Below are 17172 nucleotides of genomic sequence, written 5' to 3'. Positions count from 1 at the left end.
AAGAATTATCATTTGTCAGAGAGCAAGAAATGTGGATTAATTACAAAGGAGAGAATATTGGCACAAGAAGAGTTGATTTTTTTGTTGAAGATAAAATTATGGTAGAAATAAAAGCGGTAATAAAATTGGAAGATGTCCACTTGGCTCAAGCAATCAATTATTTGGAAGCATATAAACTTGAAATTGGATTGCTTATAAATTTTGGATCAAAGAGTATGGAATTTAAAAGATTGATGAGAGAATTAAAAAAATAATAAAAATAAAAAAATCATAGTCTATCAAATAATCAATTAAAATCATAGTTCAAGACATTATATTATGCAAATTTCAATCATAAAAAAAATCAGACATTTTGTTTTTGTCATTCCGAACGGAGCGGAGCGAAGAGAGGAATCGCTTTAATAATATTGGCGGTAATAATAATGTTTATTGAGAATAATAATGTTTAAGGGATTCCTCCTATCGTCGGAATGACAAAAAAAATAACAAAAGAAAAATAGTAACTATGCAAATCTCAATCATAAAAAAATCAGACATTCAAGAAGCGCGCAGGTTTGACGCGGAGTTTTGATAAATTTAAAATCCCGCTCATTAAACCCCAAATCCAAAAACAAATCGCGGAGAAAATAAAAGAAAGCCATAAATTAAGAAAAGAAAGCAAAGAGCTTTTAGAAGAAGCGAAAAGAAAAGTTGAAGAGGAAATTGATAAAAAAATCTAAGAAATTATCGCTTGCTTGTTGAATACAAAGATTTAATTCAACAGATAGAAAAATTATAAATAATTAAATAATAAGCAATGCGTAATTACGGAAGTAATTACGTCCGTAATTACGATATAAATAAAATAATATGGAAAAGTTTATAATGAAATTGCGTCGCGTTAGCACGCATTCGTACGCGGTAACTATACCTAAAGAACTTATTAAAAAATTCGGCTGGCGCGAACGGCAGAAGCTGGAATTGTCTTTTGGCGGACGCAAGGAAGAAATTACCATCAAGGATTGGAAGAAGAAAAAAAATAGAATCATATCCTAATATTATTTAAAAAACATCAAATAAGTTAAAACATCCTTACAAATTTAAGAATGTAAGAATGTTGTGTTATAATAAAACTAATATTATAAATAATACAAATTTGGCCAAAATAAAAAACTAATTGAGATTTTTGAGCGGAAAAAGTTTGAAAATGGTCACATTTGGCGAGTAAAATTATCGCGCGATTTTTAATAAAGGCATCTATAGATGCCTTTATAGATGCATCTATTAAAAATATAATTAAATTATTATTTTTAGCTCAAAAAGGAGCTGATAAAATGCTGATTTTTTCCAAAGGCGGACAGGCGTCCTTAGTGAAAAATATTTATTTTAATATTTATTTAAACAAATATTTATAGTCAAGGGCGGATAAAATATTGTTATACAAAATTTAAATAAATGAAATAAAATTTTTTGTTCAGTTGTATTAATAAATAGAAAGGTCGAATTTTATTTATTAATTTAAACAACCAATATGAATAAATCAACAAAAATTATTGGAGGAACATTTGCAATTATTATGGTAGCCACATTAGCTGTTTCTTCAGCAATGGCTTATCAGGGAGATTATTCTAAAAAGGGTCCAGCTTATTCATCAGAAAGGCATAACACGATGACAGAAGCAATGGAAAATAATGATTATAAAGCGTGGAGTAAATTAATGGCTGATCGCGGGCGAGTTACGCGAATAATCAATGAAGAAAATTTTGCAAAATTTGCTGAAGCGCGCAGGCTAGCTCATTCAGGAGACTTAGAGGGCGCTGACGCGATTAGAAAAGAATTAGGATTAAGAACTAGAGATGGTAAAAAGGTTGGAGCAGGATATGGCAAGGGAGAAAAGCGCGGAAAAATGAATAATGAAAATAGAGGACAAAATAAAGGAGGAAAATTCATTGACTCCAATAACGACGGAATATGTGATAATCTGTAAATAATTTACAGACAAAAATAGAGGAAAGGCGCCTTTTCTCTATTTTTTGATTTTAGTAAAAATTTAGCTAATTGCCTTGATTCTTTTAAAAAATTCAAATAGTATAGAGTTAAGTTTAATTATTCGTACTTAAAATATTTAATTATTAGCTAACTAAGTGTGAGTTATGTTCGTGGATTTGAACAATTTTTAAAAGTTAATTATTATAACAGCGAATTTTGGACAACAACATCGTCAAATTATATAATTATTAAAGACAGAAAGATTACATTGAAAAAATCAGATAATATATGCGCTTAAATTTTCGTGTTGCGAAAATTTATTTTATTGTTATAATATTAAAACAGATTTAACTTTATGAAATTATGGAAAATAAAGAATTGCCAAAGGCGTATGAATCAAAAAAAATAGAAAAGGAAATTTATGAAAAATGGGAAGAATCAGGATTTTTTAATCCTGATAATTTGCTATTGAAAAAAACAGCAAAATCATTCAGTATCAGTATGCCTCCGCCGAATTTGACAGGTGTTCCTCATTTAGGAACAGCTTTAGGCATAACTTTACAGGATATTATGATGCGGTTTTATCGTCAAAAGCAAGAAAAAACTTTGTGGGTGCCAGGTTCTGATCATGCCGCAATTGCCACTCAAAGCGTTGTTGAAAAAAAATTAAAAAAACAAGGGCTTAATAGATATGATTTAGGAAGAAAAAAACTTTTAGAAAAAATAGATGAGCATATAAATGAAGTGCGTCCGATTATGAGACAGCAAATTAAAAAAATCGGTTCGTCCTGCGACTGGTCAAGAGAAGCCTACACTATGGATGAAAATTTAAGCAAAGCCGTGAATGAAGTTTTTATAAGAATGTATGAAGACGGTCTTATTTATCGCGGAGAAAGAATTGTTAATTGGTGTCCTTGTTGCGCTTCAACATTATCCGACGATGAAGTTGAGCATAAAGAAGAAAAAGCAAAATTTTATTATATTAAATACAATTTATTTGATCAAAAAAATAATTTTGTTAAAAGCATTATTGTGGCTACTACTCGCCCTGAAACAAAAATAGGTGATACAGGCATTGCTGTTCATCCTGATGACAAGCAATATAAAGATTTAGTTGGAAAAATTTTTAAAGTCAATTTGAATAAAGTTGATATTAAGGTAAAAGTTTTTGCTGATTATGAGGTTGATAAAGATTTTGGTTCGGGAGCTGTTGGCGTAACTCCTGCCCATAGCGCTGTTGATTGGAAATGGGCTAAAAAATATGGTTTAGAAATAAAAAAAATTATTGATGAAAAAGCAAAAATGACAAAACAGGCTGGAATTTATGAAGGGATGAAAGTAAAAGCCGCAAAAGAAAAGTTCATAGAAGATTTAAAAGAAGAAAAATTGCTAATTAAAGAAGATAATTATGATAAAAACATTTCTATTTGTTATCGCTGTGGAGCGCCCATTGAGCCGTTGCCAAGCAAGCAATGGTTTATATCCGTTGATAAAGAATTTAAAATTAAAAATTCTGATTTAAAAAAGAAGTATGGAAATAATAAAACAACATTAAAAAAAATAACAAAATGGGCTGTTAAGTCGGGCGAAATAAAAATTGTTCCAGATAATTTTAATAAAATTTATTATCATTGGATGGACGAACTTTATGATTGGTGTATTTCTCGGCAGATTTGGTTTGGTCATCAAATTCCTGTTTGGTATAATATCAAAACTCAAAATAATAATGAAAAATGTAAAAATAATAAAGAAATATATGTTGGGATTGAAGCGCCAAAAGGAAAAAATTGGGTTCAAGATGAAGATACTTTAGACACTTGGTTTTCTTCAGGTCTTTGGACTTTTTCAACGCTGGGCTGGCCAAGAACAACAAAAGATTTAAAAAACTTTCATCCAACTTCTGTGATGGAAACAGGCAAAGACATTCTTTTTTTCTGGGTTGCCAGGATGGTGATGATGAGTTATTACGCTTTGGGAGAAAAACCTTTTAAAATTGTTTATTTGCACGGAATGGTGCGGGATAAGCAGGGAAGAAAAATGAGCAAATCGCATCAGGAAACTTGCATTGATCCGATTGAAGTAATAGATAAATACGGCGCTGACGCTTTGCGTTTAAGTTTAGTCGCTGGGACAAAGGCGGGGAATGATATTAGAATGTATGAAGAAAAAATTTTAGGATATAAAAAGTTTGTCAATAAATTTTATAATATAGGAAGATTTATACAATTTAATCAGGCGAATTTATTAGAAAATAGAAATAAAGATTTTAAAATTAACACTTTGGCTGATAAATGGTTTGTCGCGATAACGCGCGAATTGATTATTGAGATTACAAGGGATTTAGAAGAATTTAATTTCGCGTTTGCCGTTGACAGAATTTATGAGTTTATTTGGCATGAGATGGCTGATTGGTTTGTTGAAATAAGCAAGCAAGAAAAAAATTATCATTTGTTAGTTTATGTCTATATAACAATTTTAAAATTACTTCATCCGTTTGCTCCATTTGCCACAGAATATATTTGGCAGAGCTATAAAGAAAATAATAAAAAAGAAAATTTGTTATTAATTCAAAAATGGCCGGAATTTAATGAATTTAAAAAAGACGAAAAAGCAATAAAAGAATTTGTTGAAATAAAAAAAGTTGTTGTTGATATTCGCGTAAAACGAGCTGAAAAAAATATAGCAAATAATGAAATTATAGATTTTTCTTTAAATAAAAAAATAACAGATGAACAAAAGAAATATATTGAATATTTTGGGAAAGCAAAACTTGGTTAATATGTTTTTATTTATTAACACAGCTAAAGAAAATAAAATAGAAGTAGCGCTTTTTGTTGTTGATAAAAATAAAATAAAAATTTTACGCCAGATAAGTTCTAAAAGTTTGTCAGATAGTCTTTTAATTTTAATAGACAGATTATTTAAAAAAGAAAAAATAACAGCCGATAAGCTAAAAAAAATTTTTGTTATAAAAGGACCCGGACCTTTTACGGCTGTCAGAATTGCTATTGCGACAGCTAACGCTCTTGCTTATGGTCTGAAAATTCCTGTTATCGGAGTTGAATTTGAAAAAGATAAAAATATTGAATATTTGATAAGGCATTCTTTAAATCAGAACAAAAAAGAGAAAAAGTATGTAAAAGATTTTGACAAAAAACTTATTTTTTTTAATATAAAATAAAGTTGTTGATATTTTAGCAATTAAGATCTTTTAAAATTTAATACAAAATGAGGGAAAAATTATGAATAATACAAAGATATTAAATTCGTCCATCATTGTTATTAAGGGAGAAAATAAAATTTATGGAGAAATCGATATTCCTGGCGATAAAGTTTCGGCGGTACATTTATTATTAGCCACATTAATATCTAATAAAAAAACTAGAATAGATAATATTCCATTATGTGGAGATGTTATTTCAATTCTTACTTGGATCAAAGTTAATAATATTGCAGATATTAATTATGCAAAGAATTATGTTGAAATTAAACCTAATCAAAATCAAAATTTTAAGATAGATTTATTTTCGATTTCACAAAATAGGGCTAGTATATGTTTAGTTACTGCTATGGCATTAAAATTTGGAGAGGTTATTTTTACGCCAAATATAGGCGGATGCGATTTTACGAGCAGAAAAATTGATCGTCATCTTGATTTAATTAGAGCATTTGGAATTACAATAAGAAAAGAGATCCCAGATTTTGTCGCTGTCAAAACAAACAATCCTAAGAAAGTTGAATTTGATTGTTCCACTAAGTTTGGCGCCAGCGTAGGAATTACTTGCCATGCTTTAATAGCTGCCCTTGTATTTAATCGTGAAATTATATTGCATAATATTGCAATTGAATCTGCTCCTGCTATTCTTGTAAAATTTTTTGAAATTATAACAAACAGAACTATTTTAGTAAATGGAAATAGTATTATTATTAAGCAAGTAAAAACAATGAACTATAATCCAGTTGAAATATCCTTACCTTATGATTTAACAGTCGTTTGTACTTATATTGCTGCTGGAATGGCCAACGGAGGAAATATTTATTTGAAGAGAATTTCAAATTCGATTCCTTCCGTTGCAAATTTATTAGATAAAATGAATATAAAATATTTTTTAGAAAAAGAAGGAATTGAATTTCAAATTAGTAATATTATTCATCCCGGATATATTGAATGTATTCCATGGCCTGGTTTCCCTTCTGATATCGGACCTATTTTTGCAGCTGGTTTGTGTATGCACAAAGGACAGACTAAATTGATTGATCGTGTTTATGATAAACGCTCTTCTCACATTGCTGGCTTAAACAAAATGGGTTAGGCGAACTTGGTATTTAGCTCATAGTAAATTAGATTTGATTGAGTTTAATAAAAAATTTAATATTATTGCAAAGAACGCTATTAGTAAAGCTTCGGGATTTCTTTTTACTTTTGGACTTTCTGAGGTATGGAGTCCACGCAATAATCCTGAAATTGTTTTAAATCAGGTGCCTATTAAAAGCATAATATCAGATAACAGTTTATGGAGTTCAAGATTTGCTAGTGTTGCAGAAGTGTTTCAATCGATTTCTAAATTAGTGAAAATTATAAGGAAATATTTTGGGTTAAATTTTCCTATAATTTTTACTTTATCTCCAGTGCCGTTAAAATATACATCATTAGGAGTTTCAATAAGAGAGGCCAATAATATTTCAAAGTCAACAATTTTAGTGGCATTGCATGAAATTTGCAGAGAGGATAAAAATGTATTTTATTATCCATCTTACGAAATAATTCAAGCGTTTGTTGAAAAAGATTTTTTTACTTGGCAAAAGGATGGACGACACATCACAGCTGCTGCCATCAATATTATCGTTCAAAAATTTGTCGCTAACTATGATATTCGTGGCAAACCAAAAATAGAAATGTCTGATTTTTGGGTTCCATTTGTTAATGAAAAAGGGGAAGTGTCTGGGCGCCTTTACGTGGATGGTTCTGTTGTAAAATCATAAATTTGTTTAGTACTCATTATGATGATGTAAAATATTTATATTATTTTACATCATCATAAAATTTAGTCTAAATTTAACTAAACTAAATGGAGGATTTATATGAAAAATGATTTATTTTTAGAAATTAAACAGAGGATAGATTCAAGCATAGCGCCTGGTTGTTCGTTAGTAATTTTATCAAAGGGAAATAAAAATATAGATTATTCATTTGGCACATTTTTAGGCGATAATAGTTCACAAATAACACCTGATACTTTATATGACATAGCTTCAATAACTAAATTATATACAACTTCTATTATTTTAAGACTTTACGAACAAGGTAAAATTGATATTTATGATCGTTGTTCTGTTTATTTACCTATTTTTGAAAAATCTGAATTGACGATAGTGGACTTGCTTACGCATAGAGCTAATTTTGGAATAAGGTTATCGGAATATCGGAGTAAATATCAAACTTTTTTTAAAACAAAAATTTTTGAAATTATTCCGCCTGTTAAGCCATCGCAGGAAGCGCACTATGAAAATATTACATTTTTGTATCTTGGGAAAATTATTGAGCAAATAACATCAAAATCTCTGAAAGAAGTTTTTATGGAATTATTTAATGAGCTTGGGCTCAAAAACACTGCGTTAGGACTAAAATCGCAAACTATTTTTAATTCACCGCCAACAGAAATAAGAAACAATTATATAGTTCAAAATACGACACACGATGAATCAGCCGCTTTGATGGGTGGTATGGCAGGAAATGCAGGTGTTTTTGCCAGTGCCGCAGATCTTGCTAAATTTGGAAATTTGTGGATTGATGATGGAAAAATTATGTCTAAAAAAAAATTATATAGTATAGTTTTTAAGGATTATAGCGAACGCGGGGATAGATCACAAGCATTAGGGTGGCATCAAGATTTATTCGGTATGTCGTATAAAAACAAGAATATATATTTACATACTGGATATACAGGGTGTTTGTTAGCTATTAATATTAATAGTTCAGTTATTTGTTCATTCGTATGTAACAGAACATATTTTGGGAGGGATAATATTAAATATCGTAAGATATTGAAATTACTTACTGATTATCTTATTTAAAATTAATTTAATAAAATAGAAAGAATCTAAAATAGCATTTTAATTTTAGTAGTATTACTAAAAAGTCGACAGAAAATTTGTCGGCTTTTATTTTGGTAGTTAAATTAATACAAAATTTAAAAAATAAAGCGTTATTTTTTATAAGTTGTCTTTGCGGATGGCTTTAAAATAATTTGTTGAGGAAAGTTTTTTTAAACATCTTTAATTATGAGCCAGCTGTATTCTGATATTTTTTGCGAATCATTTTTGTATTTTTTAATTTTGTGTGGCACAACCAATAATTTTTTTAAAAAATAGATGGCTTGTCTATTGACTAAAATAAAAAATTATTTTAAAATATTTTTAGTATAAGATATAAGGTATTTATATTGCCTTTTTTTATTTTTATGTCAAATAAAGATAATAAAGACAGCAACAAAGACAGTAGGCAATTGGCATTGTCTTTTGCTTGGGAACTTGGATATTCTATAGTTATTCCTTTGCTATTTTTTGCCATAGGTGGAAGACTCTTAGACGAGAAATTTAGTTGTTCGCCTTTTATATTTTTATTAGCAATAGTTTTATCAATACTTGTTTCAACATTTGTTATTTATAAAAAAGTGACGCGGATTATCAGTATTGTTAATAAGAAAGAAAATGATAAAAAATAGTAAAATGTAAAATCTTTTAAGCACCAAATTCAAAATTCTAAATCACAAATAAATTCAAAATTCAAAATTTCTAAATTATATTGTTTTGGATTTTGGATTTTGAACATTGATGTTTATTTGGAATTTGGAATTTGGAATTTTGAATTTATTTTTATGGGCATAGAAAATTTAGTGATTTCTATCACGCCTGAACCGATTTTTCATATAAAAAATTTTCCAATAACAAACACGACAATTATTACTTTAATTGTTAGCGTTATTATTATCGCGGTCAGTTTTTTCGCGAGAAAAAGATTTAAACTTGTTCCAAAGGGCGCGCAAAATGTTATTGAAACAGTAATAGAAGCTCTGCTTGGAATGGTTGACGGAGTTACAGGCGATCGCAAACAAACAAAGATTTTCTTTCCTTTAGTCGCCACGATTTTTATTTTTGTAATTTTGATTAATTGGGTAGAACTAATTCCAGGGCTTGGCACAATAGGAATAAAAGAAACGCATCATGGCAAGGAAGTTATAACGCCTTTTATCAGATCTTCTTCAGCTGACTTGAATCTTACCTTGGCTATTGCTTTTGTTTCTGTTTTTTCAGCCCAGTTTGCTGGCATAGCTTTTTTAGGGATAAGAAAATACTTGTCTAAATTTTTTGTAAATCCGTTTAAGAAGCCTTATTTTGTTGGGACATTTGTCGGAGTGTTAGAACTAATTTCTGAATGCGCCAAGATTATTTCTTTTTCTTTTCGTCTTTTTGGAAATATTTTTGCTGGTGAAGTTCTTCTGTTATTGTCTTTATTTCTAGTCCCGTATTTTTTTAATCTGCTGCCTTTGCCGTTTTTGTTTTTAGAGCTATTTGTAGGATTTATACAGGCGCTTGTGTTTTCAATGTTGACTTTAGTATTTTTAAAATCAGCTACAATAGAACATTAGAATTAAATTGTCATTTTCAGTATTGTCATCCTCAATTTGATTGGGGATTGACTGGGAATCTTTAGAATATTTAATATAATTTTTATATAATCGGCTTATAAATTTGGATTTTATTTATAGATCTAGATTAAATGCCTAAAAAAAATATGGAAAATGAAATAATAAACGAAGTAGTAACTAATGGCGAAGCAAATATTGAGGCCGCAAAAGCGCTTGCTACAGCAATCGCAATCGGGTTTGGAGCAATCGGACCTGGAATCGGTGTTGGAATAATTGGCGGAAAAGCAGTTGAAGCTCTTGGACGAAATCCAGAAGCTGCCTCTAAAATACAGACAACAATGATTTTAGGAATCGCTTTCGCGGAAGCTATTGCAATTTACGCATTAGTTATCGCTTTGGTTGTAAAATTTGTTTAATTTTTTATTTTGTCATTTTGTCATCCTGAATTTCCTGCCTGCCGGTAGGCAAGGAATTCAGGATCTGCAAATTTATAAAGCAGATTCCGTGTCAAGCACGGAATGACAATTTATAAATATATGGAACTATTAGATAAATTAGGAATTTATCCAGGATTATTATTTGCGCAGATAATAAATTTTCTTATTCTGCTGTTTGTGCTGTATAAATTTTTGTATAATCCTATTTTAAAAGTGCTTGATAAAAGGCAGAAAATAGTAGCAAAAAGCCTGGAAGACGCGAAAGATATTGAAAACAGAATAAAAGAAACAGAAAAAGAATGTGAGAAAAAATTTGATAAAGCAAAAAAAGAAGCGACTCTTATTTTAGAAAAGACAGAAAAGCAGGCAGTCGCGGAAAAAGAAATAATTTTAAATAAAACAAAACAAGAAACAGCGGAAATTATTAAAAAAGCAAAGGATGAAATTTTAAAAGAAAAAAACAGGACTGTTTTGGAAATTAAAAAAGAGACAACAGAATTGATTGTCAAAGCTTTAGAAAAAATTATAGGAAAAGAAGAGGGCGAAAAAATAAGTAAAGAAGATATTAATAAGGTTATAAAAGAATTGTAGTTTATGAAAATAACTTCTAAACAATACGCGTTAAGTTTATATAAATTAGTTCAAAACAGAGATGAAAAAGAAATAAATTTTGTTTTAAAAAATTTTGTTAATGTTTTAGCTAAAAATAGCGATTTGAAATTGTCAAAAAAAATAATCACGGAATTTGAAAAATTTTGCGATGAAGCGGACGGGACAGCAAAAATTGATGTTATAAGTGTTAAAAAATTGGATAAAGAAATCATTGGTTTGCTAAACAAACATATTGCCGCGAAATTAGACAAAAAAAATATTATTATAAATAATAAAATTAGCAAGAATATTTTAGGCGGAATAATATTAAAATATGGAGACACAATAATTGACGGAAGCTTTAGAAAAAAAATAAATTGTTTAAAAAATAAATTAAATAAATAAAAATATGTCAAGTCAAAAAGATTATATTATTGAGTCATTAAAAAATCAAATTAAAAATTTCAAAGCAGAAACAGTCAAAGAAAAAGTCGGCGTTGTTATTGAAGTCGGCGACGGAATCGCTAAAATTTCAGGATTGTCTGATTGTATGTCTTCTGAAATGCTGGAATTTATTCCGCAAAAAGGAGATTCTGTTTTTGGAGTAGCTTTAAATTTAGAAGAAGACACTGTCGGAGCTATTATACTTGGAAATTATTTAGATATTAAAGAAGGCGACACAGTAGAATCAACTGGAAAAATTTTAGAAGTTCCTGTCGGAGAGGCTTTGATTGGAAGGGTAATAGATCCATTGGGAAATCCATTAGACGGAAAAGGCGAAATCAGATCAAAAGAATTTTATCCAATTGAAAAAATAGCTTATGGAGTGATCGCGCGCGAATCAGTAAGCAAGCCTTTGCAAACTGGCGTGAAGGCTATTGACGCTATGATTCCTGTTGGCAGGGGGCAAAGAGAACTTATTATTGGAGATCGCCAAACAGGGAAAACAGCAATTGCTGTTGACACAATTATAAATCAAAAAGACAGCGGTGTTGTTTCAATTTATGTGGCTATTGGACAGAAAGAATCAAAAGTCGCCAAGATTGTTGCTGAACTTGAAAAAAATAACGCGATGGAAAATACAATTGTTGTTGTTGCTGGAGCTTCTGACCCAGCCTCTCTATCATATATTTCGCCCTATTCAGGATGCGCGATTGGCGAATATTTTATGGACAAAGGAAAAGATGCTTTAATTGTTTATGATGATTTAAGCAAGCATGCCGTGGCTTATAGAGAAATATCTTTGTTATTAAAAAGACCGCCAGGACGCGAAGCTTATCCAGGAGATGTTTTTTATCTGCATTCACGGTTATTGGAAAGATCAGCAAAATTAAGCAAAGATTTTGGAGGAGGATCGCTTACGGCTTTGCCCATTATTGAAACGCAAGCCGGAGACGTGAGCGCTTATATTCCGACTAATGTTATTTCAATTACTGACGGACAGATTTACCTTGAACCAGATCTGTTTTATCAAGGAATTCGTCCAGCGATTAATGCCGGACTTTCAGTTTCTCGCGTGGGTTCAGCAGCGCAAATCAAAGCAATGAAAAAAGTTGCTGGAAAATTAAGATTGGACTTGGCGCAATTCAGAGAGCTTGCGGCGTTCGCGCAATTTGGGTCTGATTTAGATGAAACAACACAAAAACAATTGGAACTTGGAAAAAGAATAACTGAAATTTTAAAACAGAATCAATATTCGCCAATGCCAGTTGAACATCAAGTTATTATTTTATATTCCGCGTCCAATAAATTATTAGATGATGTGCCAGTTGAAAAAATAAAAGATTTTGAACAAGGATTGCATAAATATTTGTCTGCTTCTGTTGAAAAAGAATTAAAAGAAATAAAAAATACTGGGGAGCTGAATGAAAAAACAGCTCAGAAATTACAAGAAAAAATAAAAGAATATAAAAAGACTTTAGATTATTAAGGGCATGCTGATGAGAGTGCTTTCGTTAGTAGAATTTACAGATTTTGAGGCAAATTTTTCAAATAATTTTTTTAGCCTACCAATAGGTAAGGTAAAAAAAATTTTGTAAAATTTGACCAAAATATGAAAATTGCAGTAGAAATGACTCTCATCAGCAGACCCATTTAAAAAATAATTTGTATGCCAGCCAATACAAGAGATATTTTAAGGAGAATAAAATCAGTTAATAACACAAAAAAGATTACTAAAGCAATGGAAATGGTGGCGGCTTCAAAAATGCGTCGCGCTGTTAATATGGTTTTGGCAACACGATCTTACGCTAATTTGTCTTGGAAAACAATTTTGAATCTATCAGAAACAGAAGACGGAAAAACGCATCCATTATTAACAAAAAAGAAAGATGAAAAAGCGATTTTGCTAATTTTAATTAGTTCTAACCGCGGATTGTGCGGAGGATATAATGTTCAAATTGTTAATAAAGCGATTGATTCCATTAAAAAACATAATGGAGGAAAAAAGATGACAGAAATAATGACAATGGGCAAAAAAGGGGCTGATTTAATTTCAAGAAATGATTATAAAATAGTTGCTGATTTTGTAAAACCGGATTTGGCAAGTGGAATTTTTGAAGTTAGTGATTTGTCAAAAATGGCTATGAAAGGATTTTTAGAAAACAGATATGATAAAATAATGGTTGCTTATACTGATTTTGTTTCATCTTTAAAGCAGGTTCCAAGAGTAAAACAGCTTTTGCCGGTTGATTTAGAAGCTGAAGACGAATATCTTGGTATAGTCGGGAAAAGCGCGAAGGTTGGAGCAACAAAAGAATTTATCAAAGAAAAAGAAGAAAAATATTTAAAAAGAAAAGCGTATTCTTACAAATATATTTTTGAGCCAAACCCGATGGAAGTTTTAGATCAGATGTTGCCGAGGTTGATAGAAATACAGCTTTATCAAGCGTTTTTAGAAGCAAACGCAAGCGAGCATTCTTCAAGAATGTTAAATATGAGAAACGCATCAGACGCTGCCGAAGAAATGATTGAAGATTTAACGCTTTATTATAATAAAGCTCGGCAAGCAGGAGTAACAGCTGAAATAGCTGAAATATCCGCTGGGGCAATGATGGCAAAGAATTGATGGTAAAATTCAAATATAGTTCCCCCTTTGAAAAAGGGGGATAAAGGGGGATTTTAAAATAAAATCTAAAAATTCTCCAACCTTCCCGTAGCGAGCACGGGACAGGCTCTTTTACAAAGGAGGATTTAAAAAGCTATTAAGACAGAATATTTTCAATAATAATAAAATCAAATTTTTAAACAAAAAAAAAGGCCCGCATCTTAATGATGAGGGCCAGGAGAGGAGGGTTGGGAGGTAATATGTTTTGGAAATTTTTTTGTTGATTAATAGGTGGAACTTGTTATAATCAAATAATAACATATATAAATAACTTGTCAAGTCTTTTTGTAAAAAAGCTGACAATATCTAATAAATAAAAAAATATGTCAGATAAAATAAAACAAACACCCTCTTTCGTTAAAATTTCGGAGGGCAAGGTAAAACAAATAATCGGCGCGGTTGTTGATGTTTATTTTCAAGATAAATTGCCTGAAATTTATTCAGCATTAGTCGTGAAAATAAAAGAAAAAGATTTAATTTTAGAAACCCAGCAGCATCTTGGATCTAATCTTGTGAGAACAGTAGCGATGGGATCAACAGACGGATTGCGAAGAGGTATGGATGTTACAGACAGCAAGGAGCAGATTAGCGCGCCAGTAGGCGAAGAAGTTTTAGGCAGAATGCTTAACGCTTTGGGCGAGCCCATTGACAATAAGCCAGCTGTTAAAACAAAAAAAAGATATCCCATTCATCGCAACGCCCCTGAATTTATTACTCAATCAACAAAAACTGAAATTTTAGAAACAGGAATTAAAGTTATTGATCTGATCTGTCCGATTGTTAAAGGAGGAAAAGTTGGAATGTTTGGCGGAGCTGGTGTTGGCAAAACAGTTATTATCCAGGAATTTATCCATAACATCGCGCAAGAGCATGGCGGATATAGCGTTTTTGCCGGAGTAGGCGAAAGAACGCGCGAAGGAAATGATCTTTATCACGAAATGAAAGAATCAGGCGTGCTTAGCAAATTGTCAATGGTTTTCGGACAGATGAATGAAACTCCTGGAGTTCGCGCGCGAGTCGCGTTAACAGGACTTTCAATAGCTGAATATTTTAGAGATGAAAAACATCAGGATGTTTTATTTTTTATAGATAATATTTTTAGATTTACTCAGGCAGGAAGCGAAGTGTCGGCGCTTTTAGGAAGAATGCCGTCAGCTGTCGGCTACCAGCCGACCTTGGCTTCTGAAATGGGAGAGATGCAAGAAAGAATTACTTCCACTGACAAAGGTTCAATTACATCTATTCAAGCTGTTTATGTTCCAGCCGATGATTTAACTGATCCAGCTCCAGCAACTACTTTCGGACATCTTGATTCAACTGTTGTTTTATCTCGTTCTTTGTCTGAGCTTGGAATTTATCCAGCTGTTGATCCGCTTGATTCAACTTCAACAATTTTAGATCCAAAAATTTTAGGCAAAGAGCATTATGAAACAGCCCGAGGAGTTCAAAAAGTTTTGCAAAAATATAAAGATTTGCAGGATATTATCGCGATTTTGGGGATGGAAGAATTAAGCGAGGAAGATAAGATAACTGTTTCTCGCGCGAGAAAAATTCAGCGATTTTTATCACAGCCGTTTTTTGTTGCTGAAACATTCACTGGAACACCAGGGAAATATGTTCCGTTAAAAGACACTGTTAAAAGTTTTAAAGCAATCTTAGACGGAAAATATGATAGCATTGCGGAACAGGAATTTTATATGAAAGGAAAAATTAGTGAGATTAAAAAGTAGGATTATTGTTTTGTATTCATTTTATTGTCATTCTGAAAAATTTTGAACGATAGTGAAAAATTTATTCAGAATCTACAAAATTAAAATAACGGTTTGTAAATAATCATATAGATTCTGAATCCCTGCCTGCTGGCAGTCAGGAAGTTCAGAATGACAGATTTTAATTATTTTATTTTAAAAATGAAATATTATGAAAACAATAAAATTTGAAATAGTGACTCCTGAAAAAACAGTTTTAAAAGAGGAGATCAATCAGATAACCATTCCAACCAAGGACGGAGAAATTACTGTTTTGCCAAATCATATTCCTTTGGTTTCTATTTTAGTTCCGGGTGAAATTATCATTAAAAAAGGCAATGAAGAATTTTCAATGTCTGTTTCAGGCGGTTTTGTGGAAGTTTTAGTTGATAAAGTTGTTATTTTAGCGGATACTGCTGAAAGAGCCGAGGAAATTGATGAAAAACGAGCTGAAGAAGCAAGAAAGAGAGCTGAAAAAATTAAAAAGGAAAAAACAGTTGACAGCAGGGAATTTGCCGCGTTGTCAACGAAGATTGAAAAAGAATTAGCAAGAATAAAAGTCGCGCGAAAAAGAAAACAAATATAATTTTGACAGAAAAATAAGAATTGATTATAATTAGAACAAATTTAAAAAGTTAAAAAAATTTATGGCAAAAGAAAAAGAAATTACAATTAATAATTTAGAGACTAAGATTGACGATCTGTCTGTTATTGTTAAGGATAATTCTAATATGATTAAAAAGAATTATAGTATGATTAAAAAAAATTCTGATAGCATAGATAAGCTAACAACTTTAGTCAAAAAAGGGTTTGATGATACAGACGATTTAGCGCTTATGACTAAAAGAGGATTTGATGAAATGGGCGAGCGTTTTGAGAAAGTTGAGGGAGATATTGATGAGTTAAAAATGGGGCAACAAAGAATTGAAATGAGATTAATGAATGTTGTGTATCGCAGCGAGTTTGAAAGATTAAAAGATGAAGTTTTGGCGCTGAAAAGAAAAGTTGGTATTGTTTAAATAAAAAAGGAGGATAAAAATATGCAGCATTTTTGTAAAAATGTATTAATCCGTTGTATGGATTTTCGCCTTAATAGCGAAGCTGATGAATGGATTAAAAAATCTAATCTATTTGAAGGCGGTTATGATTTGATATCAACTGCTGGCGCTTCAAAAAGAATAGCTGAAAAAGGAGAAGAAATTTTAGGAGATGTTAGCGTTTCCGCTAATTTGCATCATGTTGAAAAAATAATTATAATGCATCACAGCGATTGCGGAGCTTACGCGCAAAGCTATGATTTTTCTTCGCCAGAGGAGGAGAAAGAAAAGCAATTTTCTGATATGAAAAAAACAGAAGATTTACTAAAAGAAAAATACCCGAATATTAAATTAATAAAAGTTTGGGCGGAATTACTTGATAGCGATGGAGAAAAAATTAAGTTTAGTGTTGTTGAGTAAAATTTGTTGAATAAAAAAGCATATTTAATACTGGTGGCTTAAATATAGTTGCCAGTTTTTTTTATTGACTTTTTAGCTGTTTTTGTTAATCTACAATCAATAATCTAAAAAATTTAATTTTTTGGATTAGAATAATAGAATAAAAGTACGTTTATAAATTTATAATAAATAAAAAATATGGCAAATAAAAAAAATAAATCAATTATTCTTTTTGAA

20 protein-coding genes are annotated in these 17172 nt (G+C 30.8%); all 20 read left to right on the top strand.

Annotated features, from left to right (window positions below):
* Nucleotides 1-254: GxxExxY protein (locus U9O55_01130; protein MEA2088429.1), on the top strand; the 254-nt coding region annotated here is incomplete at its 5' end.
* Nucleotides 255-554: 300 nt separating this feature from the next.
* Nucleotides 555-719 (top strand): hypothetical protein, encoded by a 165-nt coding sequence (locus U9O55_01125; protein ID MEA2088428.1) that lies wholly within the window; start codon nt 555-557, stop codon nt 717-719.
* Nucleotides 720-849: 130 nt separating this feature from the next.
* Nucleotides 850-1035 (top strand): AbrB/MazE/SpoVT family DNA-binding domain-containing protein, encoded by a 186-nt coding sequence (locus U9O55_01120; GenBank protein MEA2088427.1) that lies wholly within the window; start codon nt 850-852, stop codon nt 1033-1035.
* A 475-nt stretch (nt 1036-1510) separates the two neighbouring features.
* Nucleotides 1511-1966: a hypothetical protein gene (locus tag U9O55_01115; GenBank protein MEA2088426.1), complete on the top strand. Its 456-nt coding sequence runs from the start codon at nt 1511-1513 to the stop codon at nt 1964-1966.
* Nucleotides 1967-2331: 365 nt separating this feature from the next.
* Nucleotides 2332-4746: a valine--tRNA ligase gene (locus tag U9O55_01110; protein ID MEA2088425.1), complete on the top strand. Its 2415-nt coding sequence runs from the start codon at nt 2332-2334 to the stop codon at nt 4744-4746.
* Between the two features lies 1 nt (nt 4747).
* A complete protein-coding gene (tsaB, locus tag U9O55_01105) occupies nt 4748-5149 on the top strand; it encodes a tRNA (adenosine(37)-N6)-threonylcarbamoyltransferase complex dimerization subunit type 1 TsaB (protein MEA2088424.1) in 402 nt (133 codons plus the stop codon).
* 61 nt (nt 5150-5210) lie between these two features.
* Complete coding sequence (locus U9O55_01100; protein ID MEA2088423.1) at nt 5211-6281, top strand: hypothetical protein; 1071 nt, start codon at nt 5211-5213, stop codon at nt 6279-6281.
* Between the two features lie 34 nt (nt 6282-6315).
* The gene (locus tag U9O55_01095; GenBank protein ID MEA2088422.1) at nt 6316-6951 is read left to right on the top strand and encodes a GSCFA domain-containing protein; all 636 of its coding nucleotides are present in this window, start codon (nt 6316-6318) and stop codon (nt 6949-6951) included.
* Nucleotides 6952-7050: 99 nt separating this feature from the next.
* Nucleotides 7051-8043 carry a serine hydrolase domain-containing protein gene (locus U9O55_01090; GenBank protein MEA2088421.1) on the top strand — a complete coding sequence of 331 codons (993 nt, stop codon included), beginning with the start codon at nt 7051-7053 and terminating at the stop codon, nt 8041-8043.
* Nucleotides 8044-8429: 386 nt separating this feature from the next.
* Nucleotides 8430-8693 (top strand): AtpZ/AtpI family protein, encoded by a 264-nt coding sequence (locus tag U9O55_01085; protein MEA2088420.1) that lies wholly within the window; start codon nt 8430-8432, stop codon nt 8691-8693.
* A gap of 153 nt (nt 8694-8846) precedes the next feature.
* Nucleotides 8847-9617, top strand: a complete 771-nt coding sequence (atpB, locus tag U9O55_01080; GenBank protein ID MEA2088419.1) for a F0F1 ATP synthase subunit A — start codon at nt 8847-8849, stop codon at nt 9615-9617.
* A 146-nt stretch (nt 9618-9763) separates the two neighbouring features.
* Nucleotides 9764-10033, top strand: a complete 270-nt coding sequence (gene atpE / locus U9O55_01075) for an ATP synthase F0 subunit C (GenBank protein MEA2088418.1) — start codon at nt 9764-9766, stop codon at nt 10031-10033.
* Between the two features lie 120 nt (nt 10034-10153).
* The gene (gene atpF / locus U9O55_01070; GenBank protein ID MEA2088417.1) at nt 10154-10645 is read left to right on the top strand and encodes a F0F1 ATP synthase subunit B; all 492 of its coding nucleotides are present in this window, start codon (nt 10154-10156) and stop codon (nt 10643-10645) included.
* A 3-nt stretch (nt 10646-10648) separates the two neighbouring features.
* Nucleotides 10649-11050, top strand: coding sequence for an ATP synthase F1 subunit delta (gene atpH, locus U9O55_01065; protein ID MEA2088416.1), 402 nt, complete (start codon nt 10649-10651; stop codon nt 11048-11050).
* Between the two features lie 4 nt (nt 11051-11054).
* Nucleotides 11055-12575: a F0F1 ATP synthase subunit alpha gene (gene atpA, locus U9O55_01060; protein MEA2088415.1), complete on the top strand. Its 1521-nt coding sequence runs from the start codon at nt 11055-11057 to the stop codon at nt 12573-12575.
* A 180-nt stretch (nt 12576-12755) separates the two neighbouring features.
* Complete coding sequence (gene atpG / locus U9O55_01055) at nt 12756-13712, top strand: ATP synthase F1 subunit gamma (GenBank protein MEA2088414.1); 957 nt, start codon at nt 12756-12758, stop codon at nt 13710-13712.
* A 362-nt stretch (nt 13713-14074) separates the two neighbouring features.
* Complete coding sequence (gene atpD / locus U9O55_01050; protein ID MEA2088413.1) at nt 14075-15481, top strand: F0F1 ATP synthase subunit beta; 1407 nt, start codon at nt 14075-14077, stop codon at nt 15479-15481.
* Nucleotides 15482-15671: 190 nt separating this feature from the next.
* Complete coding sequence (locus tag U9O55_01045; GenBank protein MEA2088412.1) at nt 15672-16085, top strand: F0F1 ATP synthase subunit epsilon; 414 nt, start codon at nt 15672-15674, stop codon at nt 16083-16085.
* Nucleotides 16086-16146: 61 nt separating this feature from the next.
* The gene (locus tag U9O55_01040) at nt 16147-16518 is read left to right on the top strand and encodes a hypothetical protein (GenBank protein ID MEA2088411.1); all 372 of its coding nucleotides are present in this window, start codon (nt 16147-16149) and stop codon (nt 16516-16518) included.
* Between the two features lie 21 nt (nt 16519-16539).
* Entirely contained in the window at nt 16540-16956 is a 417-nt protein-coding gene (locus tag U9O55_01035) for a carbonic anhydrase (protein MEA2088410.1), read from the top strand.
* Nucleotides 16957-17172: the final 216 nt, after the last annotated feature.

Source organism: Patescibacteria group bacterium (assembly GCA_034660655.1).
Taxonomy (GTDB): Bacteria; Patescibacteriota; Patescibacteriia; order JAACEG01; family JAACEG01; genus JAACEG01.
The sequence above is the reverse complement of the archived record's forward strand: the minus strand, read 5'-3'. Positions and strand labels throughout refer to the sequence as shown.

What these genes read in the sequence shown, in the direction of transcription:
- U9O55_01120 (MEA2088427.1), top strand. Translation starts at nt 850, where the DNA reads ATGGAAAAGTTTATAATGAAATTGCGTCGCGTTAGCACGCATTCGTAC.
- U9O55_01115 (MEA2088426.1), top strand. Translation starts at nt 1,511, where the DNA reads ATGAATAAATCAACAAAAATTATTGGAGGAACATTTGCAATTATTATG.
- U9O55_01110 (MEA2088425.1), top strand. Translation starts at nt 2,332, where the DNA reads ATGGAAAATAAAGAATTGCCAAAGGCGTATGAATCAAAAAAAATAGAA.
- tsaB (MEA2088424.1), top strand. Translation starts at nt 4,748, where the DNA reads ATGTTTTTATTTATTAACACAGCTAAAGAAAATAAAATAGAAGTAGCG.
- U9O55_01100 (MEA2088423.1), top strand. Translation starts at nt 5,211, where the DNA reads ATGAATAATACAAAGATATTAAATTCGTCCATCATTGTTATTAAGGGA.
- U9O55_01090 (MEA2088421.1), top strand. Translation starts at nt 7,051, where the DNA reads ATGAAAAATGATTTATTTTTAGAAATTAAACAGAGGATAGATTCAAGC.
- U9O55_01085 (MEA2088420.1), top strand. Translation starts at nt 8,430, where the DNA reads ATGTCAAATAAAGATAATAAAGACAGCAACAAAGACAGTAGGCAATTG.
- atpB (MEA2088419.1), top strand. Translation starts at nt 8,847, where the DNA reads ATGGGCATAGAAAATTTAGTGATTTCTATCACGCCTGAACCGATTTTT.
- atpE (MEA2088418.1), top strand. Translation starts at nt 9,764, where the DNA reads ATGGAAAATGAAATAATAAACGAAGTAGTAACTAATGGCGAAGCAAAT.
- atpF (MEA2088417.1), top strand. Translation starts at nt 10,154, where the DNA reads ATGGAACTATTAGATAAATTAGGAATTTATCCAGGATTATTATTTGCG.
- atpH (MEA2088416.1), top strand. Translation starts at nt 10,649, where the DNA reads ATGAAAATAACTTCTAAACAATACGCGTTAAGTTTATATAAATTAGTT.
- atpA (MEA2088415.1), top strand. Translation starts at nt 11,055, where the DNA reads ATGTCAAGTCAAAAAGATTATATTATTGAGTCATTAAAAAATCAAATT.
- atpG (MEA2088414.1), top strand. Translation starts at nt 12,756, where the DNA reads ATGCCAGCCAATACAAGAGATATTTTAAGGAGAATAAAATCAGTTAAT.
- atpD (MEA2088413.1), top strand. Translation starts at nt 14,075, where the DNA reads ATGTCAGATAAAATAAAACAAACACCCTCTTTCGTTAAAATTTCGGAG.
- U9O55_01045 (MEA2088412.1), top strand. Translation starts at nt 15,672, where the DNA reads ATGAAAACAATAAAATTTGAAATAGTGACTCCTGAAAAAACAGTTTTA.
- U9O55_01040 (MEA2088411.1), top strand. Translation starts at nt 16,147, where the DNA reads ATGGCAAAAGAAAAAGAAATTACAATTAATAATTTAGAGACTAAGATT.
- U9O55_01035 (MEA2088410.1), top strand. Translation starts at nt 16,540, where the DNA reads ATGCAGCATTTTTGTAAAAATGTATTAATCCGTTGTATGGATTTTCGC.